Raw genomic sequence first — 24,128 nt, 5'->3', positions numbered from 1 at the left:
GGCAGGGCAGGGTGGCCCCTCCACCGAATCAGCGAGCTGGGAGCGTGCATGGCCGAGGTGATGGGGCAGGGGGAGCTGGAGGCGACGCTGAAGGAGCGCTTCGGACTGAGCGGGTTCCGGCCGGGGCAGCGCGAGGTGCTCGATGCGCTGCTCGGTCCCCGAGGGGCCGCACTCGCGGTGTTCCCCACCGGTGGAGGCAAGAGCCTCTGCTACCAGCTGCCCGCGCTGCTTCTGCCCGGGCTCACGCTGGTGGTGAGCCCGCTCATCGCGCTGATGAAGGATCAGATCGACGCGTTGGGCCGCCGCGGCATCCGCGCCGCGCGGCTGGACTCCTCGCTCGGCCTCGATGAGTCGCGCGAGGTGACCGAGGCGCTGCGCCGCAACGAGCTGAAGCTCCTCTACGTCGCCCCCGAGCGCTTCAACAACGAGCGCTTCACGGGCCTCCTGCGCGAGCTGCGCCTCTCGCTCTTCGCGGTGGACGAGGCGCACTGCGTGTCCGAGTGGGGCCACAACTTCCGCCCCGACTACCTCAAGCTCGCGCAGGCCGCACGAGACCTCAAGGCCGAGCGGGTGCTCGCGCTCACCGCCACCGCGACCCCCGCGGTGGTGAAGGACATCTGCGAGGGCTTCGGCATCCCGGAGGAGGCCGCGGTCGTCACCGGCTTCTACCGCGAGAACCTCACCCTGGAGACCACGCCCGTGGCGGCGCAGGCGCGCGACGCGCTGCTGCTCGAGCGGCTGCGCTCGCGTCCGCCCGGGCCCACCATCGTCTACGTCACGCTGCAGAAGACGGCCGAGCGGGTGGCGGAGCTCCTGAAGGCTGCGGGACTTCCGGCGGCGGCCTACCACGCGGGCATGGAGGCCGAGGACCGCGCGCGCGTGCAGGAGGCGTGGATGGCCTCGGACCGCGGCATCGTGGTGGCCACCATCGCGTTCGGCATGGGCATCGACAAGGCGGACGTGCGCGCCGTGTACCACTACAACCTGCCCAAGGGCCTGGAGAGCTACAGCCAGGAGGTGGGCCGCGCGGGGCGCGACGGGAAGCCCTCCGTCGTCGAGCTGCTCGCCTGCCCCGACGACGTGCCCACGCTGGAGAACTTCGCGCACGGGGACACGCCCACGCCCGAGGCGCTGCAGGGCCTGGTGGAGGAGCTGCTGTCCGGTGGCCCGGAGCTGGAGGTGGACCTCTACGCCCTCTCCAACCGCCACGACCTGCGCCCGCTGGTGCTGCGCACCGCGCTCACCTACCTGGAGCTGCAGGGGGTGCTGCGGCAGGGCACACCCTTCTACGCGGGCTACAAGGTGCAGCCGCTGGTGCCGCTGGAGCAGGTCTTCGCGCGCTTCGAGGGCGAGCGCCGCCGCTTCCTCGAGGCCGTCTTCCAAAAGAGCAAGAAGGGGCGCACCTGGTACACGGTGGATGCGCGCGCGGTGGCCGAGGCGCTGGGCCAACCGCGCGAGCGCGTGGTGAAGGCGCTGGACTACCTGCAGGAGCAGGGTCTCGCGCAGACGCAGGTGTCCGAGCCGCGCCAGCGCTACACGCGGCTGCGGCCGAAGGAGGATGCGCGCGCACTCGTCACCGGGCTGCTCGAGCGCTTCGAGCAGCGCGAGCGCGCGGAGGTGGCGCGCATCCAGCAGGTGCTCGAGCTCGTGACACACGCGGGCTGTCAGAACAACGCACTCGTCGCGCACTTCGGGCAGCGGCGGCCCAGGCCCTGCGGGCACTGCACCTTCTGCCGCACCGGGCGCGCCCAGGTGCTGCCGCCGCCGCACGAGCGCCCCGCGCTGCCCGCAGGCCTGGACGTCGCGGGCCTGCGTGCACTGCAGCAGCGCCACCCCGACGCGCTCGGCTCTCCGCGGCAGGCCGCGCGCTTCCTCTGCGGGCTGGGCAGCCCCGCCACCTCGAAGGCGCGGCTCGGGGGACATCGCCTCTTCGGTGCGCTGGAGGAGTGGCCCTTCGCGCAGGTCCTCACCTGGTGCGAGCAGGAGGCGCGATGAGCCTGCGCGATGCGTTGAAGGGGCTGAAGGCGAAGGCGCTCGAGAAGCTGAGCGAGCACGTGGTGGACTTCGACCCGCAGACGCGCCAGCTGCGGGTGGCCGCGACGGTGGTCGCGCCAGCGGTAAGGGCGGCGCTCCTGCGCAAGGCGCCCGTGGAGGAGGCGCAGGTGCGGATGGACGCAGAGGGCATCCACGTGGAGGCGCGCGCGAAGGCGGGCTTCCGGGTGAAGACCACGGTGGTGCCGCACCGGCTCGAGCTCGACGCGCGCGCCTTCACCCTGCACGCGACGCTGCCGGCCGGGGTCTCCTTCGAGCACGACAGCTTCCTCGCGGGCGTGGTGGCCGCGTCGCTGGACGGGCTCTTCGGGGTGGCCGAGCGCGCGGCGAACCGGCTCCCGGGGGTGACCCTGAAGGGACGGCAGCTCACCTACGTGCGCGACCTGCAGGAGTCTGCCCTGCTGCGGGCGGTGGGGCAGGGGGTGGACCTCACGGTGGCCCGCGAGGTGGGGGTGGCGCTGGAGGCGGGCTGGCTGCGGCTCGACCTGGCGAAGGCCGTGCCCCCGGGGACGCAGCTGCGCCTGCCCCGGCTCGAGCAGCTCCTGCGGGTGTTCGGAGTGGATGGCGGACGCTGAGTCGCCTGCCTGGTCGAAACCCTGGAAACCCCCCGCGGGCGTGTGCATCTAGGGGGCCATGATCAAGACCCAAGGCTACGCCGCCCCCGCTGCCAAAGCTCCCCTGACCCCCTTTGCGTTCGAGCGCCGCGACGTCGGCCCGACGGACGTGCTCATCGACATCGAGTACTGCGGGGTCTGCCACTCCGACCTCCACCAGGTGAAGGACGAGTGGGGCGGGTCCGTGTTCCCCATGGTGCCGGGGCACGAGATCGTCGGCCGCATCTCCAAGGTCGGCGACAAGGTGAAGTTCTTCAAGGTCGGCGACCGCGCCGGCGTGGGCTGCATGGTGGACTCCTGCCGCAGCTGTGAGAGCTGCAAGGAGGGCCTCGAGCAGTACTGCCAGAACGGCTTCGTGGGCACCTACAACAGCAAGGAGAAGGGCACCGGCGCCGCGACGCAGGGCGGCTACTCGAAGCAGATCGTGGTCGAGCAGGCCTTCGTGCTGCGCGTCCCGGAGAACCTGCCGCTCGAGCGCGTGGCGCCGCTCTTGTGCGCGGGCATCACCACCTACTCGCCGCTGCGGCAGTGGAAGGTGGGCAAGGGCCAGAAGGTGGCCGTGATGGGCCTCGGGGGCCTCGGCCACATGGGCGTCAAGCTCGCGAAGGCGATGGGCGCCGAGGTCACGGTGCTGAGCACCTCTCCGAACAAGGAGAAGGACGCGAAGGCGCTGGGCGCCGACAAGTTCGTGGTGACGAAGGACCCGGCGCAGCTCAAGAGCGTGCGCAACAGCTTCGACTTCATCCTCAACACCGTCTCCGCGCCGCTGGACCTCAACACCTACGTGGGGCTGCTCAAGCGCGACGGCACCATGGTGCTGCTGGGCGTCCCGCCCGAGGCGCCCACCCTGCACGCCTTCGCGCTCATCGGCGGGCGCCGGCGCGTGGCGGGCTCGCTCATCGGCGGCATCGCGGAGACGCAGGAGATGCTCGACTTCTGCGGCGCGCACGAGATCGGCGCGGACGTGGAGGTCATCCCGATGGCGAAGATCAACGAGGCCTACGAGCGCATGCTCAAGGGCGACGTGCACTACCGCTTCGTCATCGACCTCAAGACGCTCTCGTAGTGGCCCCCGGGCGCGCCGGGTGCCTCACGGCGACGGCGCGCCCAGCTGGGTGGAGACGATGGGGTCCTGCTGCGCCGTCTTGAACGGGAGCCGGGGCCACCAGCGCTCGAAGGGCGGCGGGGCGGCAGGCTCCACGCTCTGGCCGGGCCTGGGCACGAGCACCCGCTGACCGCTCCGGTGCGCCGCGGCGAGCACGCGCTCGATGGGCTCGGTCCACCCGTGCGCGGCGAGCGCGAAGAGGCCCCAGTGCACCGGGAGCAGGACGCGGCCGCGCAGCTGCTGGTGCGCCTGCACCGCCTGCTCGGGGCCGATGTGCCAGTCCGGCCACGCGCGGTTGTACTGGCCCACCTCGATGAGCGTGAGATCGAAGGGCCCGAGCCGCTCGCCGATGTCGCGCATCGCGGGGAAGAGCCCGGTGTCCCCCGAGTAGAAGGCGCGGTGCTGGGGACCCACGAGCGCGTAGCCCGCCCAGAGGGTGCGGTCCTTGTCCAGGCCCGTGCGCCCCGAGGCGTGGCGGGCGGGCGTGGCCACGATCTCCAACCCGCGCACCCGCGTGCGCTCCCACCAGTCCAGCTCCACGATGTGCGCTTCCGGCACGCCCCACGCCGCGAGGTGCGCCCCCACGCCGAGCGGCACCACGAAGGTGGTGTCCCAGTCCTTCATCGCCTCGAGCGTGGGGTAGTCGAGGTGGTCATAGTGGTCGTGCGAGATGACCACCACGTCCACGTGCGGGAGCTCCGCGAGGGGAATGGGCGGCGCGAACCAGCGCCGCGGCCCCACCCAGGAGAGCGGCGAGGCGCGCTCGCTCCACACGGGGTCGGTGAGGATGCGGTAGCCGTCCAGCTCCACCAGGGTGGAGGAGTGGCCGAGCCAGGTGACGCGCAGGCCGGTGAGGGGAGGCGTGTCGAAGCGCTCGCGCGTGCCCTGCACCACGGGCACGGGACCCGAGAGGCTCACGTCCCGGCTCGCCTGCAGCATCGTCGTGAGGGAGCCCCAGACGTCGTTGACCAGGGGCTCGGGGTTCTCGAAGTGCCCGTCGCGCCAGTGCGGGGAGTGCTGCATGCGCGCGAGCCGCTCGCCGCTCGCCCCCTTGCCCATCGCCGTGCAGGCGCTCGCCGCGACGGCGACGAGGGTGAGCCCCAGCAGGGCACCCGCGCCCCAGGCGATGCGCGCCCAGCCCCGCTTCGTCTCTGCCCTCACGCGCGCCTCGCTCCCCTGGCGCAACCCGGGTGGCGCCGGCTGGACAAGTTGACAAAATGGGTATCGGCTGTCAATGTGTCCGCATGGCAGATGGATCCAGCGAGGCGCGCGACGCGGAGCGCCGCCGGGAGATCGTCGAGGCGGCGCGCCAGTGCTTCCTCCAGTTCGGCTACGCGAAGACGTCCCTGGACGACATCGCGAAGCGCGCGGGCATCTCGCGGCCACTCATCTACCGGAAGTTCAAGAACAAGGAGGACGTGTTCACCGCGGTGTACGAGCAGCTGCTCGAGGCGCTCTACCCGCGCGTGGAGCAGGTGCTCGCGGGGCGGGGCAGCCCGCGCGAGAAACTCCTCGGGGTGTACGAGCATCTGCTGATGGAGCCGTGGGAGATGCTGGAGGGCGCGCCGATGGCCGCCGAGTTCTACGAGGCCTGCTCGAAGGTGCTGCCGGAGGTCGAGGCGAAGCACGAGCGGCTGCGGCTCAAGTACACGCAGGCGGTGCTCGGCTCCAAGGAGCTCAGCGAGGTCTTCATGCTGGCAGTGGATGGACTGGGAGTGGACTTGCCCTCGGCGCGGGTGCTGCGCCGGCGGCTGCAGGTGCTCGTGGAGAGGTTCGTCTGATGGCTTCGCTCTCTGGACTGCGCCGCGAGCGCTCACAGGCCTCGCGGCAGTGGCGCGATGGGACCTTCCGCAACACCTCCGGCGTGGGGCCGGGTCTCAAGAAGGACAGCTCCTCGCTCTCCGTGATGGGGGAGTTCTTCTTCGGTGGAAAGAGCCGCCTGCCTCCCGGGCCCTTGCACGTGGAGAGCCCGCTCGAGGCGTGGACGAAGCCCGTGTCCTCCTCGGGCCTGCGCATCACCTGGCTGGGGCACAGCACGCTGCTCATCGAGGTGGACGGGGTGCGGGTGCTCACCGACCCCGTCTTCGGCGAGCGCGCCTCACCCTTCACCTTCGCGGGGCCCAAGCGCTTCCACGAGGTGCCCGCCACGCTAGCGCAGCTGCCGAAGCTGGATGCGGTGCTGCTCTCGCACGACCACTTCGACCACCTGTGCCGCGAGAGCATCCGCACCCTCGCGCGCATGCGGGTCCCCATCGTGACGTCGCTCGGCGTGGGCGCGCACCTGGAGCGTTTCGGCGTGGAGCCCGGCAACATCACCGAGCTGGATTGGTGGGAGGAGCACACGCTGCCCGGCGGCGGGCTCTCGTTCACCGCGACCCCCGCGCAGCACTTCTCGGGCCGCGGCCTCGGGGACCGAAACAGCACGCTGTGGAGCAGCTGGGTGCTCAAGACGGCGAAGCGCCAGCTCTTCTTCAGCGGGGACACCGGGCTCACCGAGGAGTTCAAGACCATCCGCGAGCGCCTCGGCCCTTTCGAGGTGACGATGCTGGAGATCGGCGCCTGGCACCCGGCGTGGGGCGACATCCACCTGGGACCGGAGAACGCGCTGAAGGCCTTCGAGATGCTCGGCGGCGGCACGCTGCTGCCCGTGCACTGGGGCACCTTCGACCTCGGCCTGCACCCGTGGGCCGAACCTGCCGAGCAGCTGCTCGCGCTGGCCGAGCAGCAGCGCGCGCGTGTGCTCACTCCGCTGCTGGGCCGGCCCTTCGAGCCCGCGCAGCTGGACGGTCCCACGCCGTGGTGGCGTGCGGTGGGGAAGGCCGCGGAGGAGTCTCAGCGCTTGGCCGAGCTCGTGCCGGACCCGGCCACGGCGTCGGCCCGCAGCGCCCGATAGGCGTGCCTCTGCGGGCTTCCGACGCTCATCGCCGGGCGGAGAGCGCGAAGCGCAGCGCCTGGCGGTAGACCTCGGTGTCGACGGCGCCGGTGATGGGTCGCATCCCGGGCAGCAGCAGCGCCGGGATGCCCTGGATGAAGTGCGCCTGGGACTCCGCGTGCTCGGCGAAGGCCTGCTCGCGCAGGGCGGGGTCCTGCAGCGCGGCCTCCACCTCGGACGTGTCCACGCCGGCCTGCGTGCAGCAGCGGCGCAGCACCTCGGGCGCGGCCACGTCCGCGAGCTCCACGAACACCGCGCGAAAGAGCGCATCCTCCAGCGCCTCGAGGCGCTCCGGCGTGCGCTGCTGTACCCGCAGTGCGAGCAGCTGCGCCGGGACGCTGGACTTCGGGTAGGGCAAGCCCGGCTCGGGGATGGTCCAGCCGAGTGACGGCTCCCGCGAGCGCGCCGCGAGCCGGTGCTGGATGAGGTAGTCGTCGTAGACGGGGCGCTGCCCCTCACCGGGCAGCAGCAGGTACACCCGCCGCTCGAAGCGCACCTGTCCTGCGAACTCGCGCTCCACTTGTCGACGGCGCACGGCCGCCACCCAGCACCAGGGTCAGAGGAAGTCGTCCCAGTACTTCACCTGCAGCATCGTGCGCCTCCGTTCGAGCTTGCTGCAAAGCTAGGGCAGCACTGTGCGGAGCGCAGCCCACTGCGGGCAGGCGGACGAGGGCCACCTCCGGGGACAGGTCTCCCTCCGTCCCTTTGCGGATTGCACGGGTAGGCCGGATGGGTGTTTCTCCGACGCATGTCCGTCCGTGCGCTCCTTGTCCTGTTGCTCCTCGTCCTCGGCTCCGCCTGCAGTGGCGGAAGCTCGACGCCGCCTCCGGATGACACCGGGGAGGGCGGGCCCGACGGGAGCGTGGTGGGCGGCGGCTCACCGGACGGTGGGCCCTCACCGGGTGGAACCTCGTCGGCGCTCTTCACGCAGCCGATGCCCTGGACGCGCGACGTGAGCGCCGTGGCGAAGGCGGCGCAGTCGGACACGATCATCAACGCCCTGCAGGCCGCGGGCGGGTGGGGCACGGGGGACTTCCGCACCGACTTCAGCCCCGTGGTGCTGCGCGCGGACGCGAGCACGCCGCACCGCAGCTTCACGCCGAAGGACGACGCGTGGGCGCAGGCGGAGCTCGGAGACCCGGACCTCGCCGAGTTCTACCGTCCCGACTGCGACGAGGTGCAGGTGCCGCTGCCGAGCGGTGGCGCGCTGGAAGGGGAGAGCGGCTACGCGTGCACGAGCGACGGGGACTGCCACCTGCTCGTCGTGGACCCGGCAGCGCACCGGCTCTACGAGATGTGGCGCGCGGACCTGAGCGGCGGCCGCCTCCTCGGAGGCTGCACGGCGGTGTGGGACCTCAGCCGCGCGTATGGCGACACGCTGCGCGGCAAGGGCTGCTCCTCGGCGGACGGCGCGGGCTTCCCGCTCACCGCGATGCTCGCGACCGCGGACGAGGTCGCAGCGGGAGAGGTCCGGCATGCGCTGCGCTTCATCCTCCCCAACGAGCGCATCCGCCGCGGCATCTACGTGGCCCCTGCCACGCACTCCACCTTCGCCACGAGCGGCGGCGCCTCGCTGCCGCCGTACGGCGTGCGCCTGCGGCTCAAGGCCTCCTACGAGGAAGCGCAGCTGCCGAGCGAGGGTGCCCGGGTGCTCGCGCGCGCCCTCAAGCGCTACGGCATGTTCCTCTCTGACGGCGGCAACCTCCCGCTCACGCTCGCGAGCGACCGCTTCGCCCAGCACACGTGGGCCTCGCTCAACGTGAACAACCGCTCGCTCAGCGCGCTGAAGGTCACGGACTTCGAGGTGGTGGAGCCGGGCACGCCCGTGGACTGGCGCGCGGACACCACCTGCTACCGCAATCCCTGAGCGCGGTCTGGCTAGCGCTTCAGCTCATAGCGCAGCGCCACCGCCCCGGAAGCGAGCTCGCGCCGGCTCACGAGCTTCAGGTCCACCGGTCGCGAGATTCCCGCGAACAGGGTCGGCCCACGGCCCACGAGCCTGGGATGCACGATGAGCTCGTACTCGTCGATCAAGCCCAGTTCCGCCAGCGCGAGCGGGAGCTTCACGCCGCCCAGGGCGATGCCCCTTCCCGGCTGTTGCTTGAGCCGCTGGACGGCCTGCGCGAGGTCTCCACGCACGAGCTCCGCGTTCCAGTCCACGCTCTCCAGGGAGCTCGACACGACGTACTTCTTCACCGCGTCGATCGTGCGCGCGAAGGGCAGCATCCAGGGCTCCATCCAGTCGGGCCGCACGCCCGTCTGGGCCGGCGCTCGCCACGCCGACTCCATCATCTCGTAGGTCACCCGTCCCAGGAGCATGGAGTCGGCCCGGGCGATGCCCTCGGCCGCGTGGTGATGCAGATCTTCGTCCGGGATGATCGTGTCGTGCGCGCAGCACCCGTCCAGGGTGACGTTGATCGAGTACCGAAGGGGTTGCATCACATGCTCCTGTGGATGGCGGGGCGGAGTGTCCAGTCCGGTCTTGAGGCGACGAACACACGTGGGAAAGATCGACAGCCCCTGCGCACGCTCAGCGGAGCCATCGCGTGGAGCAGCCGAGCCGGCACGGGACATCGGCTGCTCGCTCGGCGAACGTCGAGCGTGAAGTCCGTGTGCCCCGTCGAGCCCGGCACGTCACAGCGCTCGGAGCGAAAGCCGGATGGGACGGAAGCGCCTCGTCTGCGCCGAGCGCACCCGGGCGCCGGCCCGCGCGGCGCTCCGGGGAGCCTCGGTGAGGACCCACTTGCGGCAGGGACGGCGAGGCGCCTCAAGGGGCCCGTGCTTCGCTTCACCGAAAAGCACGCGCGTGCGGGTTGGACGGGGGCAGGTTGGTGCGTTCACCGATTGAGAGCGCCGACAAACCTCGGGACTTCTGAAAACCCCCGAGGTTTGTAGTTAGGACCGCACAGCACTCGGCCCGACACCCCCCGCTGGCGCCTCCCCGGAGCGCCTCGCAGGGCGGCGCCCCGACGCGCTGGGCGAGGGCGACAGGAACCGTCCCGTCCCGGCTTCCCACCTGCCTGTTACGCCCGAGCTCTGCACGGCTCGACCGAGGCGCTCGCCGGTCCACTCAGCGGACGACGAGGGAGAAGCCGCGCTGGTCCGTCGTCCCGAGACCGTCACTCACCTCGACGAAGAACTGCGGGGAGGCGCGCTGGGTCGGTGTGCCCGACAGCACCCCCGTCGCCACGTCGAAGGTGATGCCGTCCGGAAGGGCGCCGCCACTGAAGCGCCACGTCACGCTGCCGGTGCCGCCCTCGTAGCGCAGCTGGTAGAGGTACGGTGTCCCGACGCGTGCCTCCGGTACCGAGCGCGTGGTGATGCCGAGCGAAGGCCCCGTGAGCCCCGACGCCGCGACCGTCAGCTCGAGCGCGCGCTGGACGCTCTGCGGTGGCACGGCCTCGTCGTTGACGCGCACGGTGAAGGCGTAGGTGCCCTCGGCGGAGTTGCCCGCGGTGCCCGTGATCGGGCCGTCGTCGGCAAGGGTCAGCCCCGCGGGGAGGCTGCCGGCCGCGAGCGCATAGTGGAAGCGTCCGTCGCCGCCCGTGCTCGAGAGCTGCTCCGTGTACGCCCGCCCTTCGCGCGCCTGCGTCAGCTCGCCGGGGCCCGCGAGCCGCAGGCGGGGACGTACCTCCAGGGAGAGCTCGCGGTGCGCCGTCGCGGGCGGCCGGGCCTCGTCCGCCACCTCCACTGCCACGGCGTAGGTTCCCGCGTCGGCCGCGAGCGTACCGGACAGCACGCCCGCGTCACTGAGGGAGAGGCCCGCGGGCAGCACGCCCATCGGACGGAAGCTATAGGGCGCCACCCCGCCATCGGCCTCGAGGGTCTGCGAGTACGGCGTGTCCTCGACCGCAGCCGGGAGGGCGGGCGTGACCAGCGCGAGCGCCTCGCCACCATCCGGCGCACCCCCGTCCGGCCCGGGCGCGGCGCAGCCCTCGCCCACGCACTCGGGCACGCAGCGCTGCTCGGCTGCGAGGCAGCGAAAGCCCGCCGCACAGGTGTCGCCCTCGCCGCAGGCCGCGAAGCGCGAGAGGTCCGGCTGGAAGCTGCACGCAGCCAACAGGCCCGCGCTCAGGAGCAGCAGCGCCCTCATGGCAGCTCCCACGCGAGCCACAGCCCACCCCCTGCCGTGAGCAGCGCGCCCGCGCCCAGCAGCACGTTCGCCGTGCGGGCCTTGCGCTGGCCGCTCGCGAGCTCGCGCTCGAGGCACGTGCCGTAGTCCGCGCCCGCCTGCGCACAGAGGTCCGCGCGCTCGACCTTGCGCTCGCTGCCGTGGGCGAGCAGCCCCATCACCACGCCGCTCGCGAGCGCCGCACCGCCCGCGGCGAGCGTCACCGTGGGCCAGGGGCTCCTCTTGCGGACCACGACGGGCGCCGTGCCCCGCGCACCCCACAGCGCGGCCACTTCCGCGCCGAGCTGCGGGTCCGCGGGGGCCACCGAGCGGCTCGCGACCCGCCCCTGTGCACCCACGAGCGCGAGCGAGGAGGCCTGCTTGCCGCCCACCCCCAGCACGGTGCCGCGCACGAGCCAGCGCGCCCCGAGCGCCTCCAGCTGCGGCCTCGCGCACGCCCGCTCCTCGCACGCCGGGGGCACCTGGCCTCCGAGCCGCGCGAGCGTCTGGGCGCGCGGCTGCAGGCAGATGCCCGGGGTGGCGGCGAGCGCACGACGCACGGCCTCCTCGGCCTCGCGGGCCTCGGCGCGCGAGAGGGCGAGCGGCTCCAGCGGCAGCAGGGCGACCGTCTCTCCCGGGCAGGGCGCGGCGGAGGCGGCGAGCGTGGCCGCGAGCAGGGGCAGGAGCAGCATCAGGGAGAGAGGTCAGGGGAGAGCTCGGCGAAGCTCACCGGGGCCTCGGGCTGGCCAGCCATGAAGCCTGCGTAGAAGCGCGGACCGAAGGGGACCGCGAAGAGGCGCTCGCGGAAGGCCTCCTGCACGGGGCCGCGCGCGGCGAGCGCGGTCTCGCTCCAGGTGAGCGCCTGCGCGTCCACGACGCTGCCCGCGGAGGCGAGGCTGAAGCGCGCCTCGCGCGTCGCACCGCGCAGGAAGTAGGGCCCGCCGGGAGGCAGCGCGAGCGCCATGGGACGCTCTCGCTCCTTGTTCACGTCCAGGCGGCGCACGCCGCGCGCATCCTCCACCCACAGCCGGCCCTCGAGGCCCGCGGGCAAGAGCAGGAAGGCCTCGCGGGAGGGGCGGCGCAGGTCGGCGAGGGGCGCCGAGCGGTCCAGCGCGGGCGCCTGGGTGAACACGTCCACGCGGCCGCGCACGTCCTCCACGCCCTGGTTCGCGGCGGCGAGGAAGGCGCGCAGCTCCGAGTACTCCACGCGGCCGTCCCCGTTCACGTCCGCCGCGCCCGCGAGCGCCGAGCGCACCTGGTGGCTGAAGACGCCGGCCTGCAGCGCGCTCCACTCGTGGCTCTCCTGCTCGCGCGTGGTGCTGAGCACCGCCCCCACCTGCGGGTAGCGCGCGAGGTCTCGCGACGCGAGCTGCGCCGTCACGGCCGCCGCCTGGCTGGGGCCGACGGGGAGGCTGCCGCCGCGCGAGTTGACGAAGTAGTACGAGTCGCACGCGTCCACGATGAGGTGCAGGAAGCTCGCGGCGCTGGGGGCGATGACCTGCTGGAAGAGGTCCGTGCGGGTGAAGGGGCCGTCCAGCAGGCTCACGCTGCCCTCGCCTGCGGCGCCGCGCTGGCCGTGGCCGGTGAAGACGAAGAAGAGCTCGGGGCTCTTGCCCTGCGCGCGGTCCTCCTTCATGCGGCTCTGCAGGTGCGCGAGCGCCTCCTTCAGCGCGGCGCGGGTGGGCGGTCGGGTGCGCGCGGCGAGCCCCGGGTGGTGGCGCTGGGTCTCGTCGTCGAGAACGCTGAGCAGCAGCACCTCGCGCGAGCGCGGCTCGAAGAGCTCGAAGTAGCGCGCCCCGTCGTCGTCCGCGTAGCGCAGCGCGGGGCGCGCGGGGTCGAGGCTCGCGTTGTTCGCCACGATGAGCGCATAGCTCACGCGCTCCTGGGCGGAGGCAGCGGTGCCCAGCAGGAGCAGGACAGCGAGCGCGGGGAGCAGGCGTCGGGGAGAGGTTACGGGGCGCAAGCGGACGCAATGCTGCCACGGCCCGCGCGGGACGATCCACCCTCGCACCCTTCCGACAAGGAAGGGATGACGGGGATGGGGAGAGCGGAGTTAAGTGGAGGGCAATGCCGTGGGACAGCCACCTCCTGGAGCGCTTCCGAGCAGGCGAGCAGCCGGCGCTCGAGGAGGTGTTCCGCACACATGCGGAGCCGCTCGCGCGCAGCCTGCGCTCGGCGGCCTTCCAGGGGCGCGGCTTCGAGCGGCTGCGGGCTCCCTCGGAGCTGGAGAACATGGTGCTGGAGGTGTTCAGCCGGGCCTTCGAGCCGCGCGCGCGGAGCGCCTATGACGGCGAGCGGCCGTACGGGGCGTACCTCATGGGGATCGCGCGCATCGTGATGCTCGAGCGCTCGCGCGAGCGAGAGCTCGCCGTGGGCCTCAGTCCCGAGGAAGAGGCCTCCGGCGGCGCGCCGCCGGAGGGAGATCTCGCGCAGGCGGTGGAGGACCGGGAGGTGGAGGGGCTCCTGCGCGAGTTCCTCGAGGGGCGCCCGAGCGAGGAGCAGCGGCTGTACGCATTGAGGTTCGTGGAGGAGCTGCCGCAGGAGCGGGCGGCGGAGAGCCTGGGGCTCACCCGCATCCAGGTGCGCCGGCGCGAGTTCGCGCTCAAGCGCGAGCTGCTGCACTTCCTGCAGCGGCGCGGCTACCTGAAGGGGCTGGTGGCGCGCGGGTGGAGCTTCCTGAGGAGAACCGAGGGCTCATGAGCTGTCAGGACACACAGGCGCACGAGGCGCTGGAGGCCCTGTTCCTGGGCACGCTCGAGCCCGGGGCCCACGCGCGCCTGCGCGAGCACGTGGCCGCGTGCGCCGAGTGCCGCGCCCGCTACGACGCGCAGGGCCGCGTGGAGCAGGTGCTGGAGCGCCGCGCCCTGCCGCGCGCGCGGGAGGCCGGGCTCGAGCACGCCCTGATGCAGCGCCTCGCCCAGCAGCAGCCGCGCCCGCAGCCGGCGCCGGCGCGCGCGCCCTGGCGCATGCCCACCTGGCTGCGCGTCGCGGTGCCGGTGGTCGCGTGCGCGGGGCTCGCGATGTTCGTCGTGCTGCCGCGGCTGCAGCAGCGCTCCGAGTGGGGTGCGCGCGGGGGCGCCGCGGTGAGCACCTGGGGCGTGCGCGCCTTCTGCGTCTCGCCGCAGGGCCAGGTGCTCGCGGAGGCCGCGCCCGGAGGCACGCTGCGCTGCGCGGTGGGGAACTCCTTGCAACTGAGTTACACGGCGCCCGAGGCGGCGCGCCTGAGCATCGTGGGCGAGAGCCCCGAGCCCCTGCAGTTCTTCCCCCAGGAGGGTGGGGAGCGCGAGGTGCCCGCGGGCACGGACGTGCCCCTGTCCTTCAGCACGCCGGTGACGGCGCAGTGGCTCACCGGGCCCCTGCAGGTGCACGCGCGCTTCGTCGGCGCGGACGGTCGCGAGCGCGCGGACACCCGCTTCACCCTCGAACCCTAGCCCCCTCAGGGCAGCTGCGCGTAGTCCAGCTCCGCGCCCACCGCGCCCGGCTGCAGCTCCACGCCGTTCGCCTCGGCGTGCTCCGCGAGCAGGGGGAAGAGCTCGAGCAGGTTGTCCGAGCGCACGGTGGAGGGCAGGGTGCGCTCCTCGGTGAGGACGGCGCCGGTGCTGCCCAGTCGGTCCATCGCGCCGTGGCTCCCCTCGGTGCCGATGTCGTTGCCGCCGCCCACCGGCACCCGGTAGCCCACGGACATGTAGGGGTGGCGGAAGGACACGACGACGTCCGCGGGCCACTTCACGCTCACCGGCTCGAAGGCGGTGCGCGCGCGGAAGAAGAAGTCCGGGTAGGTGCGCTCGGCAGCGAGCGCGAAGAGCGCCTCGTCGGTGAGGGACGCGTGGTCCTCGCCCGGCGCGAAGGCCACCGGCAGGTCCAGCGCCGCCCAGTCCACGTCCGCGGGCAGCCAGTAGCGGTCCGTCGCGGCGTCGTAGCCGTAGCGCGCCACCTGCCTCCCCTCGCGCCACGCGCCCGTCCACACCAGCCCCGGGGGCGCAGCGGGATGCGGCTGCGTGCGCGCGAAGACGAGGTCCGCGGCCGGGCAGGTGGAGGCGCGCGACGCCACCTCCTCCACCCACTGGGGCCGCGCGTGCAGCGCCACGTAGGTGGTGCGCGTGTGCAGGATGGCGATGGCCGCGGGGCCGCCCACCTTGTCCGCCTCCTCGAGCGAGCCCACGGTGGCGACGCCCGCCGCGCGCAGCTGGTCGCGCAGGTCCACCACCGCCTCGGGCGGCTTCTTCACGCCGTCCATGCCGTGGTCGCCGTAGAGCGTGAAGACGAAGGTGCGCTCGGGGTGGCGGCGCTTGAAGTCCTCGATGCGGTCGCTGAGCACGAGCAGCGACTGCGCCACCTCGCGGTCGGAGAGCAGGTGCCCGATGACGTCCGCCTCGAGCACGTACCCCGCGAAGGTGGACTGCGTCTCCGCGTGCCCGGCGAGCGCGGCGAAGAGGTTGTCCAGCGCGTTGTAGTAGCTCATCAGCGGCTTGTCGTAGCTCCACAGCGCATCGAGGTAAGCGCTCGCGTGGTAGTCGAAGGCCCGGTAGTAGGCGGGCGCCTGCACGTAGCCGGGCAGGTCGAAGGGCAGCCCCTCCAGCGGCGGCACCAGGTGCACCAGCAGCCCGCCCACGGCCTTGTTGTAGACCTTGTCCTTCGTCGGGTCGTAGTAGCCGAACTCGTAGCCGCTGAAGCGCGGCGCGTGCAGCATGCGCGTCCAGCTCGCGTCGCTGGTGGCAGGGAACATCGGGATGAGGCGGGCGAGGCTCCAGCCCGGCCCCGCGAAGGCGCCCAGCGCGCGCGCCTGCTCCACCTCCTGGTGGCTCAGGCCGTCCAGCCCCAGGTACACGTGCACCACGGGGTTCTGCGAGGGGTCTCCCTCGACCGGCACGCTGTTCATCAGCGCGTAGTGCTCCCAGTCGCAGGAGGGCAGCGCGAGCAGCAGCAGCAGCGCGGCGAGGGGCGCCCTCACAGGAAGGCTCCGACCGAGACAAGCGGGCTGCCCTGCGTGCCGTCCTTCATGAAGCGGTACACGTAGCCCGCGCGCAGCTCGAACCAGGCCCGGTGGTAGCGGTAGCTGAGCCCCACCGTCGCCTGGTCGTGGTCCCAGAAGCCCACCTCGCCCAGGTGCGCGAAGAGCGAGTGGTGCTCGAGCGCGAGCGCCTCCGCCACCAGCGTGAGCCCCGGCACCGCGCGCTCCTTCAGCGGCCCGTTGTCGAAGATGCCCGCAAGCGTCGCTTGCGCGTGCAGGTTCAGCCACGGCGTCACCGCGTAGGACGCCGCCGCGCTCACCGGCACCACCGTCACCGTGAGGCCGGTGTTGTCCAGGCGCGAGACGTAGTTGCTCGAGACGAAGGCCTCGCTCGCGCCCGGCAGGAACACCACGAGCTCCGCCTGCGCCGCCACCTGCAGCGGCCCGCGCTCCAGCAGCTTCAGCTTCGCGTGCACGTTGGGCGTGCGGAAGAGGAAGGACACCGGGTGCACGCCCACCTGCGCGCGGTCCAGGAGGCCGATGTCCAGGTTGGAGCTGCCCAGCAGCACCTGCCGGTGCGCGAGCACCCGGCCCGTGCCCTCCCAGAGCGGGTAGAGCGGGGTGACGATCGAGGCGGGAGCCCCCGGCGACGCGGGAGCCCCCGGCGACGCGGGAGCCCCCGGCGACGCGGGCGCCCCGGGCGACGCGGGCGCGTCGTGAGACACGGGCGCCGTGGAAGGCTCAGGCGCGTCGGCCTGCGCGGAGGCGCTGCCGGCGGCGAGGAGAAGCAGGGACAGGAGAGCGTGACGCACGGGGCGCGCACTCAAGCGCGGGTTCGGTCCGTTGGCAAAGGGAGTGCGTGTGTGGGTGCGATGGGGCGCAGGAGGGGAGCACCTTCCCTCACCGCCAGTGGGTGGTGTCGTTCCAGCGCTCGAGCACGGGGCGCTCCCCGGACGCATCCCACGCGAGCACGCTGATGGAGGCGGTGCCCAGCGCGAGCAGGCCTCCGCAGGCAGGTGGCAGCCCCAGCCAGCGCACCGCGAGCACGCGCAGCAGGTGCCCGTGGCTGAAGAGCAGCACGTCGCCCTGCAGTGCGCGCGCCTCGGCGATGACCGCGTCCGCGCGCGCCGCCACCTGGGCGAGCGTCTCGCCCTCCGGCACCCCGTGCTCCCAGAGGTTCCAGCCCGGGCGCTCGGCGCGGATCTGCGCCCCCGTGCGCCCCTCGTAGGCGCCGTAATCCCACTCGCGCAGCCCCGCGCGCGTGTGCGCCACGTCCCCGTAGCCCGCGAGCGCGCAGGTCTCCTCGGCGCGGCGCAGGGGGCTGGTCCACACCGCCGCGAAGCGCCACGCTCCCAGGGGCCCCGCGAGCGCGCGCCCCATGCGCCGGCCCTCCTCCAGCAGGGGGAGGTCGGTGAGGCCGGTGTGCTGCAGCGTGCGGCTCCACTCGGTCTCCCCGTGGCGGACGAGCACGACCTGCGGTGGGCGGTGGGCGGTGGCCATGGCCCCAGCATGCCCTGCCCGGGGCCGGGGCGGGGGCAGGATGGGGCCGGGGACGGGCGGCGCCTGCGGGGGCTGCGAGCAGGCGTCCTCTGCCGGTCATGCGCCTGCCCGAGGGCTCGTCAGCGGGGCACCGGCTCACTACATCGAGGGCACGGGCGCCGCCCGCGCGGCACCTGAAAGAGAGCCCCCTGGATGCTGCTGGTCGCAGACATTGGCGGAACGAAGACCGACCTCGCGGTCTTCGCCGAGGAGTCCGGCCCGCACGCGGCGCTCGCCGAGGCGCGCCTGCCCAGCGGCGACTACGCGAGCCTCGAGGCGCTGGTGCAGGCCTTCCTCGCCCAGGCGCAGCAGCCCGTGACCCGGGCGGTGTTCGCGGTGCCCGGCCCCGTGGTGAGCGGGCGGGCGAACGTGACGAACCTGCCCTGGGTGCTGGACGAGGAGCAGCTGGCCTCCGCGCTGGGGCTGCGCTCGGTGCGGCTGATGAACGACCTGGCGGCGGTGGCTCGCGCGGTGCCGCTGCTGCGCCCCACGGACCTGGCCCCGGTGAACGCGGGGGCGCCGGTGCCCGGGGGCGCCATCGCGGTGGTCGCGCCCGGCACGGGGCTGGGGCAGGCCTACCTCACGTGGGACGGGCACCGCTACCACGCGCACCCCTCGGAGGGCGGGCACACCGACTTCGGCGCCCAGGGCGCGCTCCAGCGCGAGCTGCTCGCGTGGATGGAGGCGCGCCACGGGCACGTGAGCTACGAGCGGGTGTGCTCGGGCATGGCGGTGCCGGACCTCTACACCTTCCTGCGCGAGCGCGGCGAGGCGCGCGAGAGCCCGCAGCTCGCGCGCCTGCTCGCGGACGTGGAGGACCGCACGCCGCTCATCGTGCAGGCGGGGATGGACAGCACGCCGGACCCCCTGAGCCGCCGGGCGCTGGAGCTGATGGTGGACATCCTGGGCGCGGTCGCGGGCAACCTCGCCCTCACCGCGCTCGCCACGGGTGGGGTGTACCTGGGCGGCGGGATGTCGCTGCACCTGCAGTCGATGCTGCAGGACGGACGCTTCCTGCGGACCTTCTGTGACAAGGGGCGCTTCAAGGCCTTCATGCACCGGCTCCCGGTGCACGTCATCCTGCACCCGCGCGCGGCGCTGCTCGGGGTGGCGAGCGCAGGGCTCTCGGGCGACACGCGCTGAAAGGGGAGGCAACCGTGGCGGCCTACGACTTCGACCTCTTCACCCTCGGCGGCGGCTCGGGCGGCGTCGCGGCGAGCCGCAGGGCGGGGGCCGCAGGCGCGCGGGTGGCCCTGTGCGAGGTACAGGAGCTGGGCGGCACCTGCGTGCACCGCGGCTGCATCCCGAAGAAGCTGCTGGTCTACGCCTCGCACTTCCACCACGACTTCGAAGACGCGGCGGGCTTCGGCTGGCGCGTGGACGCGCCCACCTTCGACTGGGCGGCGCTGCAGGCGGCAAAGAAGCAGGAGCTGCACCGGCTGGAGGATGTGTACGGCCGGTTGGTGCGCGACGCGGGCGTGACGGTGGTGAAGGGGCGGGGACGGGTGGTGGACGCGCACACCGTGGAGGTGGAGGGACAGCGCTACACCGCGGAGAACATCCTGGTGGCCACCGGCTCCCGGCCCTTCCTGCCCGAGGTGCCGGGCATCGAGCACGCCATCACCTCGGACGAGGCGCTGAGCCTCCCGGCGCTGCCGCGCCGGCTCGTCATCGTGGGGGGCGGCTACATCGGCGTGGAGCTCGCGGGGGTGTTCCAGGGGCTGGGGACGAAGGTGTCGCTCATCCTTCGCGGCCCCACGGTGCTCACGGGCTTCGACGAGGACCTGCGCGCCTTCCTCACGGGCGAGCTGCGCAAGCGGGGCATCGACCTGCACGTGGACACCGGCGTGCGCGACATCGAGAAGCGCGGCGACGGCGTGAGCGTGATGGTGCGCGGCGGAGACGTGCTCGAGGCGGACCACGTGCTGTGCGCGACGGGGCGGGTGCCCAAGACGCAGGACCTGGGGCTCGCGGAGGTGGGGGTGAAGCTGGATGCGCGCGGGGCGGTGTGCGTGGACGAGTGGTCGCGCACCTCGGTGCCGAGCATCTACGCGGTGGGGGACGTGACGGACCGGCTCAACCTCACGCCGGTGGCCATTGCCGAGGGGCGGGCGCTGGCGGACACGCTGTTCCGCAAGCAGCCCACGCCCACGGATCACACGATGGTGCCTTCAGCGGTATTCAGCCAGCCGCCGCTCGCGTGCGTGGGCTTCACGGAGCGCGAGGCGCGCGCGCGCTGCGGCGAGGTGGACGTCTACGTCTCCACCTTCCGGCCCCTGAAGCACACGCTCTCGGGACGCAACGAGCGCGCGCTGATGAAGCTGGTGGTGGAGCGCGCGAGCCAGAAGGTGCTCGGCTTCCACATGGTGGGGGCCGATGCGCCGGAGGTCATCCAGGGCTTCGCGGTGGCGCTGCGCTGCGGGCTGACGAAGCAGCAGCTGGACAAGACCATCGGCGTCCACCCCACGGCGGCCGAGGAGTTCGTCACCATGCGCGAGCGCCGCCCGGACCCCGACGAGCGCCTCACCGACGAGCGCGGCCAGGCCTCGGGCACCGAGGGCACGCACTGAGCATCCGTCCCCTCTCCCTCTGGGAGAGGGAAAGGGTGAGGGAAGAGCGTTCCAGCCCGCGTCACATGGGCTCGGCGGGAACCACCGGCAGGACGCACAGCAGCAGCGGGATGCAGAAGGGCAGCGCGACGGAGAAGCCGAAGCCCAGCGCATACGCGCGGCGGCGAAAGCGCTGCACATCCGCCGGAGCGAGGCGCCTCTCGAGCAGCGGTCCCAGCCCGTAGCAGAGGTTCGCGATGCCCATCATCAAGAGGTAACCCATCCCCTGAGCGGCCGTGGTGAACAGCGTCACCTCGGCCTCGGGATCCACGGGCGCGATCTTGACGATGACGACGGCCACGTAGAGCACGAAGGCCGCGAGTCCGGCGATGACGAGGCCGAAGTTGTAGTGCCGCCGGCGCGCGGCCCACCACGCGGATACCTCGTCGCTGCTCGTCACCCGGACGGGTGCGCATGGGAAGGTCGAGGGCATGAGCGCAGCCTCGCCTGCATCTCCGGAAGGAGGCTCTTGAGCGGACCCGGATGGATGGACCACGAGACACCACGAGCGACGCACTCGAAGACTTCGTCGTGGAAGGCGAAGATGAAGTGGCGGAGGTTTTCGAACATCTTCGGTGAGTGCGCGCGGTGCACCGAGTTCATCCGCTCCAGCGCGCGGATCCAGGACGAATCACGAACCTCGTATGCGCCGTAGGGTCGCAGTCCGCGCGCGGCAAGCGGATGCCCCTCGAAGGCCTCGTCGTTCGGAGCGCCGAAGTAGGTGGCCCTCGCGAGGTCGAACTGGACCAGCGCGACGGGGTCCTCGTTCGTCTCGGCATCGACCATGCGCGCATAGGACCCGTCCCAGTGCGGGTCACGCTCGTGCATGTAGTAGGCGAGGAGGAACCCGTGGCCGGATTGGAGCACGTGCGGCAGTGGTGCACCCACGTTGGACTGGGGCGCATCCGTCAGCGGAACCACGACGTCACGATCATCAACCCGGTACATGGCCGATTCATCCCATAGTTGAGTGAGAGAGGACCAGCGTAAGGGACGCGGCCTTCAGCTCGCGCTGGGCGCCACGAGCCCCGCGCGCTCGCGCAGCAGCGTGGCCACCGGGTGGTCGCCGAAGAGGAGGAAGTGCTGGGTGTAGGGGATGAAGCGGATGCGGGACCCAAAGCGGCAGGGCTGGCGCAGCACGAGCCGGATGTCGCGGTGCTTCGAGAGCTTCCGTTCGCGCACCTCCGCGATGTCCTCGAAGGGGATGAACACCTCTTCACGGAAGTCACTCACGCGCAGGCCGCCCTCGACGAGGAAGACCGCCTTCAGCTGGCGGGTGAACACCCAGCTCAGCGAGACACTGAGCAGCATCAGGGCCGTGAAGAGGGCGCGGAAACCGAGGCTGGGGCGGTTGAGCTGCCAGCCATCTTCATGAAACCACAGCAGCCACACCCAGATGCTTCCTGCAGCCACCCCTACGATGGGAAGGACGAACTTGGTGACGTACGTCATCGCACTGCTCAACCGCGTCTCGGTCACGACCGTTTCTCCTCGTCGAACAACGCTTCCATGGACTGCACTGGCCGTACCCGCACTGGCGGCTGCAGCGACGCGTACAGCGGCACCCGTCGCACAGCGCCCACGAGCCTCGGCCGCACGTCACGCATGCGCGCGAAGAGCGCGCGCCATCCGGGATGCTCCCGCTCCGCATCTGCGCGCCGGGCCAGCGCGCGCAGCCTCTCCCGCTCCTCTCCCACTGCCGGCCCTCGCGCGCACAGCCCCTCCACCTCCCGCGCGAGTTCCAGCAGTGCCGCTCCGCGCGGAGCCGGCCCCACCCCGAGCCGCCAGCGCGCCACCGCGAGCGCCTCCTCCGCCGTCACCATCACCGGCGCGTGCTCGCGCGAGAGCGCCCGCGCGAGCCGCTCCCGCACCTCCTGAGCTGCCAGTGCGAGCTGCGCGCGGGTATGGGCGGCAGCGCCCGTCGTGGCGAGCACCGCCTCCGCCTCCTCCAGCGCCCGCACCTGCTCCACCCCTTCTGCTGCCCGCAGCCCCTCCTGCGCCGCGCGCAGCTGCAGCAGCTCGGCCTCCAGCACCTCGGGCGCCACCCCCGTGGCCACCCCCGCCGCCTCCTCCAGCGTCGCGGGCGTGCGCTCGGCCATCACCGCGCCAAGCACCCGCACCAGCTCCTCGTGCAGCTCCACCCGGGCGGACACCGTCTCCGCCAGGGCCTCCTCGAACAGCGGCGCGAGCGCGCGCAGCGCCGCGGGCCCCGCCCCCCGGGGCAGCCTCTTCAGGGCCTGCAGCACTGCGGCGCTCGCGCTCAACTACGCCTCCTCGCGCTTGGGCGAGAGCTCAGCGGCGGGGCGCTGCAGCACGTTGGGCGTGCCCCCGTTCTGCAGCATCTTCGCCACCAGCGCGCCGAGCAGCGGCTGCGCGCTCGCGCCCCCCTCGCCGCCCGCGAGCGCGATGTCGGGCACCAGCTTCACGCCGTGCTGGGCGAGCACGGTGGCGAGCTGCACCGCGGTGAAGGCCTGGCCACCCAGGGCCGCCACACCGGTGCGGTACGCCTCGGCCTTGGCGTCACCCAGCAGGCGGGTGGCCTCCGCCTCGGCGCTGCCGTGCAGGCGCTGGCCCGCGGCCTCGGCCTCGGCGCGCTGGCGCAGGGCATGGGCCTCGGCGTCGGCGCGCTGGCGCATCGCATCCGCCTCGGCCTCGGCGTGCAGGCGCGTGCGGGCGGCCTCACCCTTCGCCGTCTCGGCCGCAGCGAGCGCGTTCTTGGCGCTGATGCTCACCATCTGCTCGCTGCGCACCACCTCGCCCTGCATGTTCGCGACGCTGGTCTCGCGCTCCAGCTCGCGGCGCCGCATCTGGGCCTCCCGCTGGACTTCGTACGTGCGCTGCAGCTCCTCGGCGATCTTGCGGTCCGTCTGGGTCTTCATCAGCTCCGCGGGAGGCTGGATGTCACCGATGAGGGTGTCGATGCACTCGACGTCGTAGGCGCTGAGGGCGCCGCGGATGGCCTCGTACGCCTCGCGCTGGCGCTCCGTGCGGGCGGAGAGGAACTCGAGCACCGTCACCTGCTGCGCGCTGTTGCGGAAGTAGTTGGCCACGGTGGGCTGCAGCACGTGGTCCACCAGGTTCTGCATCGAGCCCACGCGCGAGATGACGCGCGGGGCCTGGCGCATGCCGATGTGGATGATCTGCGAGACGTCCAGCGTGAAGCTGAAGCCGTCGCGCGAGCGCACGGTGATGGGGCTGAGCTTCTCGTCGTACTTGTGCTGCTCGGTGCGCTGGGCCCAGTTGAGGACGATGTTGGTCGTCGGCACGAGCTCCACCTTCATCACCCGGGTGTTGAGCGGGTGCTTGCCGGGCAGCAGGGGCTCGATCCACACGCCCTTGCGGCCGCGCTCCACCAGGTCGCCGTGGGTGAAGTCGTCACCCGAGACGTCCACGTGCTCCTGGCCCACGTAGCTCACCACCACGCCCACGTAGCCGATGGGCACCTCGGTCATCGGGATCTGCTCCACGTGCGCGAACCACGGGTTCAGGTTCCACGCGCCGGAGAGCAGCACCTGCTCCTGCAGGCCGCGGCAGCCGCCGGCGTCCAGGAAGCGCTGGGCGCTCTGGAAGGAGTCGTGGCCCTCCACGGGGGCGCCCGCGAGGTCACCCGCGGGGATGGGCTTGCCGTCCATGGTGGTCACGATGCCGACCTTGTCCGCCTCCACCTTGAACACCTCGAGCGCGCGCGGGCCGAGCTCGAAGTTCTTCGCGTTCTCCGGGGTGATGACGGTGAAGAGGGCGGGGTTGATGCGGTAGGTACCGGCGGTGAGGAAGCCGAGCTGGCGGCCCTTCTCACCGCCGCCGGTCAGGAAGCGGCGCGCGTCCTGGAACTTGTCGCACGCCACCTCGCGGCCGAGGATCCGCTCGGGCGGGATGTTGGCGCCGCCGTTGGCCACCACGAGCGCGATGTGGCCCGGGCGCACGCGCACCACCGGCACCTTCACCACCTTGAAGCGGAACCACGGGTAGCCGAAGTGCCACCCCGGCGGCAGCATCTCCGCCTGGTAGCCCGCCTCACCGTTGAGCGCGACGATGTGGCCCGGCGGCAGCGCCGCGCCGAACTTGCGGATGACCAGGCCGCTCTCGTCCTCGCCGATGACCTGCAGCCCGCTGAGCGTCATCACTGCCACGACCAGGAGCACGAGCAACGCCAGCAAGCCGAACAGCACGATGGGTTCCATGGAGTTCCTTCTGCAGCGCGCCGCGAGGATCGCG

At 72.6% G+C, this 24,128-nt stretch carries 24 protein-coding genes; 10 read left to right on the top strand and 14 right to left on the bottom strand.

What is annotated here, in order from left to right:
- Positions 1 to 48: 48 nt before the first annotated feature.
- The 3 genes from FGE12_RS08035 to FGE12_RS08025 are packed head-to-tail and all read left to right on the top strand — an operon-like array spanning position 49 to position 3,732.
- On the top strand, positions 49 to 1,995 hold the full coding sequence (locus tag FGE12_RS08035) for an ATP-dependent DNA helicase RecQ (protein WP_153865804.1): 1,947 nt from the start codon (positions 49 to 51) through the stop codon (positions 1,993 to 1,995).
- Positions 1,992 to 2,627, top strand: a complete 636-nt coding sequence (locus FGE12_RS08030; protein WP_153865803.1) for a hypothetical protein — start codon at positions 1,992 to 1,994, stop codon at positions 2,625 to 2,627. The genes FGE12_RS08035 and FGE12_RS08030 overlap by 4 nt, the downstream gene beginning before the upstream one ends.
- Before the next feature lie 58 nt (positions 2,628 to 2,685).
- Positions 2,686 to 3,732: an NAD(P)-dependent alcohol dehydrogenase gene (locus tag FGE12_RS08025; protein WP_153865802.1), complete on the top strand. Its 1,047-nt coding sequence runs from the start codon at positions 2,686 to 2,688 to the stop codon at positions 3,730 to 3,732.
- A gap of 24 nt (positions 3,733 to 3,756) precedes the next feature.
- On the opposite strand, the gene FGE12_RS08020 is transcribed toward FGE12_RS08025, so the two are convergent.
- Positions 3,757 to 4,932: an MBL fold metallo-hydrolase gene (locus FGE12_RS08020; RefSeq protein WP_370458912.1), complete on the bottom strand. Its 1,176-nt coding sequence runs from the start codon at positions 4,930 to 4,932 to the stop codon at positions 3,757 to 3,759.
- A gap of 83 nt (positions 4,933 to 5,015) precedes the next feature.
- Between FGE12_RS08020 and FGE12_RS08015 the strand changes: the two genes are divergently transcribed.
- Positions 5,016 to 5,552 carry a TetR/AcrR family transcriptional regulator gene (locus FGE12_RS08015; RefSeq protein ID WP_153865801.1) on the top strand — a complete coding sequence of 179 codons (537 nt, stop codon included), beginning with the start codon at positions 5,016 to 5,018 and terminating at the stop codon, positions 5,550 to 5,552.
- Positions 5,552 to 6,664 carry an MBL fold metallo-hydrolase gene (locus FGE12_RS08010; protein WP_153865800.1) on the top strand — a complete coding sequence of 371 codons (1,113 nt, stop codon included), beginning with the start codon at positions 5,552 to 5,554 and terminating at the stop codon, positions 6,662 to 6,664. The genes FGE12_RS08015 and FGE12_RS08010 overlap by 1 nt, the downstream gene beginning before the upstream one ends.
- Positions 6,665 to 6,689: 25 nt before the next feature.
- Here the strand turns inward: FGE12_RS08010 and FGE12_RS08005 are convergent, their stop codons facing one another.
- Positions 6,690 to 7,247, bottom strand: coding sequence for a DsbA family protein (locus tag FGE12_RS08005; protein WP_370458911.1), 558 nt, complete (start codon positions 7,245 to 7,247; stop codon positions 6,690 to 6,692).
- Positions 7,248 to 7,451: 204 nt separating this feature from the next.
- Here FGE12_RS08005 and FGE12_RS08000 point away from each other — a divergent pair, with 204 nt between their 5' ends.
- Positions 7,452 to 8,570, top strand: coding sequence for a hypothetical protein (locus FGE12_RS08000; protein WP_153865798.1), 1,119 nt, complete (start codon positions 7,452 to 7,454; stop codon positions 8,568 to 8,570).
- Between the two features lie 11 nt (positions 8,571 to 8,581).
- Here the strand turns inward: FGE12_RS08000 and FGE12_RS07995 are convergent, their stop codons facing one another.
- The 4 genes from FGE12_RS07995 to FGE12_RS07980 all read right to left on the bottom strand — a co-directional run bounded on the left by FGE12_RS07995 (position 8,582) and on the right by FGE12_RS07980 (position 12,690).
- A complete protein-coding gene (locus tag FGE12_RS07995) occupies positions 8,582 to 9,142 on the bottom strand; it encodes a dihydrofolate reductase family protein (RefSeq protein WP_153865797.1) in 561 nt (186 codons plus the stop codon).
- Between the two features lie 631 nt (positions 9,143 to 9,773).
- A complete protein-coding gene (locus FGE12_RS07990; protein ID WP_153865796.1) occupies positions 9,774 to 10,796 on the bottom strand; it encodes an Ig domain-containing protein in 1,023 nt (340 codons plus the stop codon).
- Positions 10,793 to 11,506, bottom strand: coding sequence for a hypothetical protein (locus FGE12_RS07985; RefSeq protein ID WP_153865795.1), 714 nt, complete (start codon positions 11,504 to 11,506; stop codon positions 10,793 to 10,795). The genes FGE12_RS07990 and FGE12_RS07985 overlap by 4 nt, the downstream gene beginning before the upstream one ends.
- Positions 11,506 to 12,690 (bottom strand): hypothetical protein, encoded by a 1,185-nt coding sequence (locus FGE12_RS07980; RefSeq protein WP_370458910.1) that lies wholly within the window; start codon positions 12,688 to 12,690, stop codon positions 11,506 to 11,508. Before FGE12_RS07980 ends, FGE12_RS07985 begins: the two co-directional genes overlap by 1 nt.
- Before the next feature lie 191 nt (positions 12,691 to 12,881).
- On the opposite strand from FGE12_RS07980, the gene FGE12_RS07975 reads away from it, so the two are divergent.
- Positions 12,882 to 13,514, top strand: coding sequence for an RNA polymerase sigma factor (locus tag FGE12_RS07975; protein ID WP_153865793.1), 633 nt, complete (start codon positions 12,882 to 12,884; stop codon positions 13,512 to 13,514).
- The gene (locus tag FGE12_RS07970) at positions 13,511 to 14,245 is read left to right on the top strand and encodes an anti-sigma factor (RefSeq protein WP_153865792.1); all 735 of its coding nucleotides are present in this window, start codon (positions 13,511 to 13,513) and stop codon (positions 14,243 to 14,245) included. Before FGE12_RS07975 ends, FGE12_RS07970 begins: the two co-directional genes overlap by 4 nt.
- A gap of 5 nt (positions 14,246 to 14,250) precedes the next feature.
- On the opposite strand, the gene FGE12_RS07965 is transcribed toward FGE12_RS07970, so the two are convergent.
- The 3 genes from FGE12_RS07965 to FGE12_RS07955 form a co-directional block, all read right to left on the bottom strand.
- Entirely contained in the window at positions 14,251 to 15,765 is a 1,515-nt protein-coding gene (locus FGE12_RS07965) for an alkaline phosphatase family protein (protein ID WP_370458909.1), read from the bottom strand.
- Positions 15,762 to 16,490, bottom strand: coding sequence for a hypothetical protein (locus FGE12_RS07960; protein ID WP_194797691.1), 729 nt, complete (start codon positions 16,488 to 16,490; stop codon positions 15,762 to 15,764). The genes FGE12_RS07965 and FGE12_RS07960 overlap by 4 nt, the downstream gene beginning before the upstream one ends.
- A gap of 175 nt (positions 16,491 to 16,665) precedes the next feature.
- Complete coding sequence (locus FGE12_RS07955; RefSeq protein WP_153865790.1) at positions 16,666 to 17,265, bottom strand: histidine phosphatase family protein; 600 nt, start codon at positions 17,263 to 17,265, stop codon at positions 16,666 to 16,668.
- Between the two features lie 192 nt (positions 17,266 to 17,457).
- On the opposite strand from FGE12_RS07955, the gene glk reads away from it, so the two are divergent.
- Both glk and gor read left to right on the top strand, forming a co-directional pair.
- Positions 17,458 to 18,447 (top strand): glucokinase, encoded by a 990-nt coding sequence (glk, locus tag FGE12_RS07950; RefSeq protein WP_153865789.1) that lies wholly within the window; start codon positions 17,458 to 17,460, stop codon positions 18,445 to 18,447.
- A gap of 14 nt (positions 18,448 to 18,461) precedes the next feature.
- Positions 18,462 to 19,874 carry a glutathione-disulfide reductase gene (gene gor / locus FGE12_RS07945; protein WP_194797690.1) on the top strand — a complete coding sequence of 471 codons (1,413 nt, stop codon included), beginning with the start codon at positions 18,462 to 18,464 and terminating at the stop codon, positions 19,872 to 19,874.
- Between the two features lie 61 nt (positions 19,875 to 19,935).
- Here the strand turns inward: gor and FGE12_RS07940 are convergent, their stop codons facing one another.
- The 5 genes from FGE12_RS07940 to FGE12_RS07920 are packed head-to-tail and all read right to left on the bottom strand — an operon-like array spanning position 19,936 to position 24,094.
- The gene (locus FGE12_RS07940) at positions 19,936 to 20,313 is read right to left on the bottom strand and encodes a hypothetical protein (RefSeq protein WP_153865787.1); all 378 of its coding nucleotides are present in this window, start codon (positions 20,311 to 20,313) and stop codon (positions 19,936 to 19,938) included.
- On the bottom strand, positions 20,310 to 20,861 hold the full coding sequence (locus tag FGE12_RS07935) for a hypothetical protein (RefSeq protein WP_194797689.1): 552 nt from the start codon (positions 20,859 to 20,861) through the stop codon (positions 20,310 to 20,312). The genes FGE12_RS07940 and FGE12_RS07935 overlap by 4 nt, the downstream gene beginning before the upstream one ends.
- A 54-nt stretch (positions 20,862 to 20,915) precedes the next feature.
- Positions 20,916 to 21,392, bottom strand: a complete 477-nt coding sequence (locus FGE12_RS07930) for a hypothetical protein (RefSeq protein ID WP_153865786.1) — start codon at positions 21,390 to 21,392, stop codon at positions 20,916 to 20,918.
- Positions 21,389 to 22,177 carry a hypothetical protein gene (locus tag FGE12_RS07925; RefSeq protein ID WP_153865785.1) on the bottom strand — a complete coding sequence of 263 codons (789 nt, stop codon included), beginning with the start codon at positions 22,175 to 22,177 and terminating at the stop codon, positions 21,389 to 21,391. Before FGE12_RS07925 ends, FGE12_RS07930 begins: the two co-directional genes overlap by 4 nt.
- Positions 22,178 to 24,094, bottom strand: a complete 1,917-nt coding sequence (locus tag FGE12_RS07920) for an SPFH domain-containing protein (RefSeq protein ID WP_153865784.1) — start codon at positions 24,092 to 24,094, stop codon at positions 22,178 to 22,180.
- Positions 24,095 to 24,128 lie beyond the last annotated feature (34 nt).

This window comes from Aggregicoccus sp. 17bor-14 (assembly GCF_009659535.1).
In the GTDB taxonomy this organism is placed as follows: Bacteria; Myxococcota; Myxococcia; order Myxococcales; family Myxococcaceae; genus Aggregicoccus.
This window is presented reverse-complemented; position numbering and strand designations above follow the sequence as displayed.

What these genes read in the sequence shown, in the direction of transcription:
- FGE12_RS07975 (WP_153865793.1), top strand. Translation starts at nt 12,882, where the DNA reads ATGCCGTGGGACAGCCACCTCCTGGAGCGCTTCCGAGCAGGCGAGCAG.
- FGE12_RS07955 (WP_153865790.1), bottom strand. Translation starts at nt 17,265, where the DNA reads ATGGCCACCGCCCACCGCCCACCGCAGGTCGTGCTCGTCCGCCACGGG.
- FGE12_RS08010 (WP_153865800.1), top strand. Translation starts at nt 5,552, where the DNA reads ATGGCTTCGCTCTCTGGACTGCGCCGCGAGCGCTCACAGGCCTCGCGG.
- FGE12_RS07970 (WP_153865792.1), top strand. Translation starts at nt 13,511, where the DNA reads ATGAGCTGTCAGGACACACAGGCGCACGAGGCGCTGGAGGCCCTGTTC.
- FGE12_RS07935 (WP_194797689.1), bottom strand. Translation starts at nt 20,861, where the DNA reads ATGTACCGGGTTGATGATCGTGACGTCGTGGTTCCGCTGACGGATGCG.
- FGE12_RS08035 (WP_153865804.1), top strand. Translation starts at nt 49, where the DNA reads ATGGCCGAGGTGATGGGGCAGGGGGAGCTGGAGGCGACGCTGAAGGAG.
- FGE12_RS07920 (WP_153865784.1), bottom strand. Translation starts at nt 24,094, where the DNA reads ATGGAACCCATCGTGCTGTTCGGCTTGCTGGCGTTGCTCGTGCTCCTG.
- FGE12_RS08015 (WP_153865801.1), top strand. Translation starts at nt 5,016, where the DNA reads ATGGCAGATGGATCCAGCGAGGCGCGCGACGCGGAGCGCCGCCGGGAG.
- FGE12_RS08000 (WP_153865798.1), top strand. Translation starts at nt 7,452, where the DNA reads ATGTCCGTCCGTGCGCTCCTTGTCCTGTTGCTCCTCGTCCTCGGCTCC.
- glk (WP_153865789.1), top strand. Translation starts at nt 17,458, where the DNA reads ATGCTGCTGGTCGCAGACATTGGCGGAACGAAGACCGACCTCGCGGTC.
- FGE12_RS07985 (WP_153865795.1), bottom strand. Translation starts at nt 11,506, where the DNA reads ATGCTGCTCCTGCCCCTGCTCGCGGCCACGCTCGCCGCCTCCGCCGCG.
- FGE12_RS08030 (WP_153865803.1), top strand. Translation starts at nt 1,992, where the DNA reads ATGAGCCTGCGCGATGCGTTGAAGGGGCTGAAGGCGAAGGCGCTCGAG.
- FGE12_RS07990 (WP_153865796.1), bottom strand. Translation starts at nt 10,796, where the DNA reads ATGAGGGCGCTGCTGCTCCTGAGCGCGGGCCTGTTGGCTGCGTGCAGC.
- FGE12_RS07995 (WP_153865797.1), bottom strand. Translation starts at nt 9,142, where the DNA reads ATGCAACCCCTTCGGTACTCGATCAACGTCACCCTGGACGGGTGCTGC.
- FGE12_RS08025 (WP_153865802.1), top strand. Translation starts at nt 2,686, where the DNA reads ATGATCAAGACCCAAGGCTACGCCGCCCCCGCTGCCAAAGCTCCCCTG.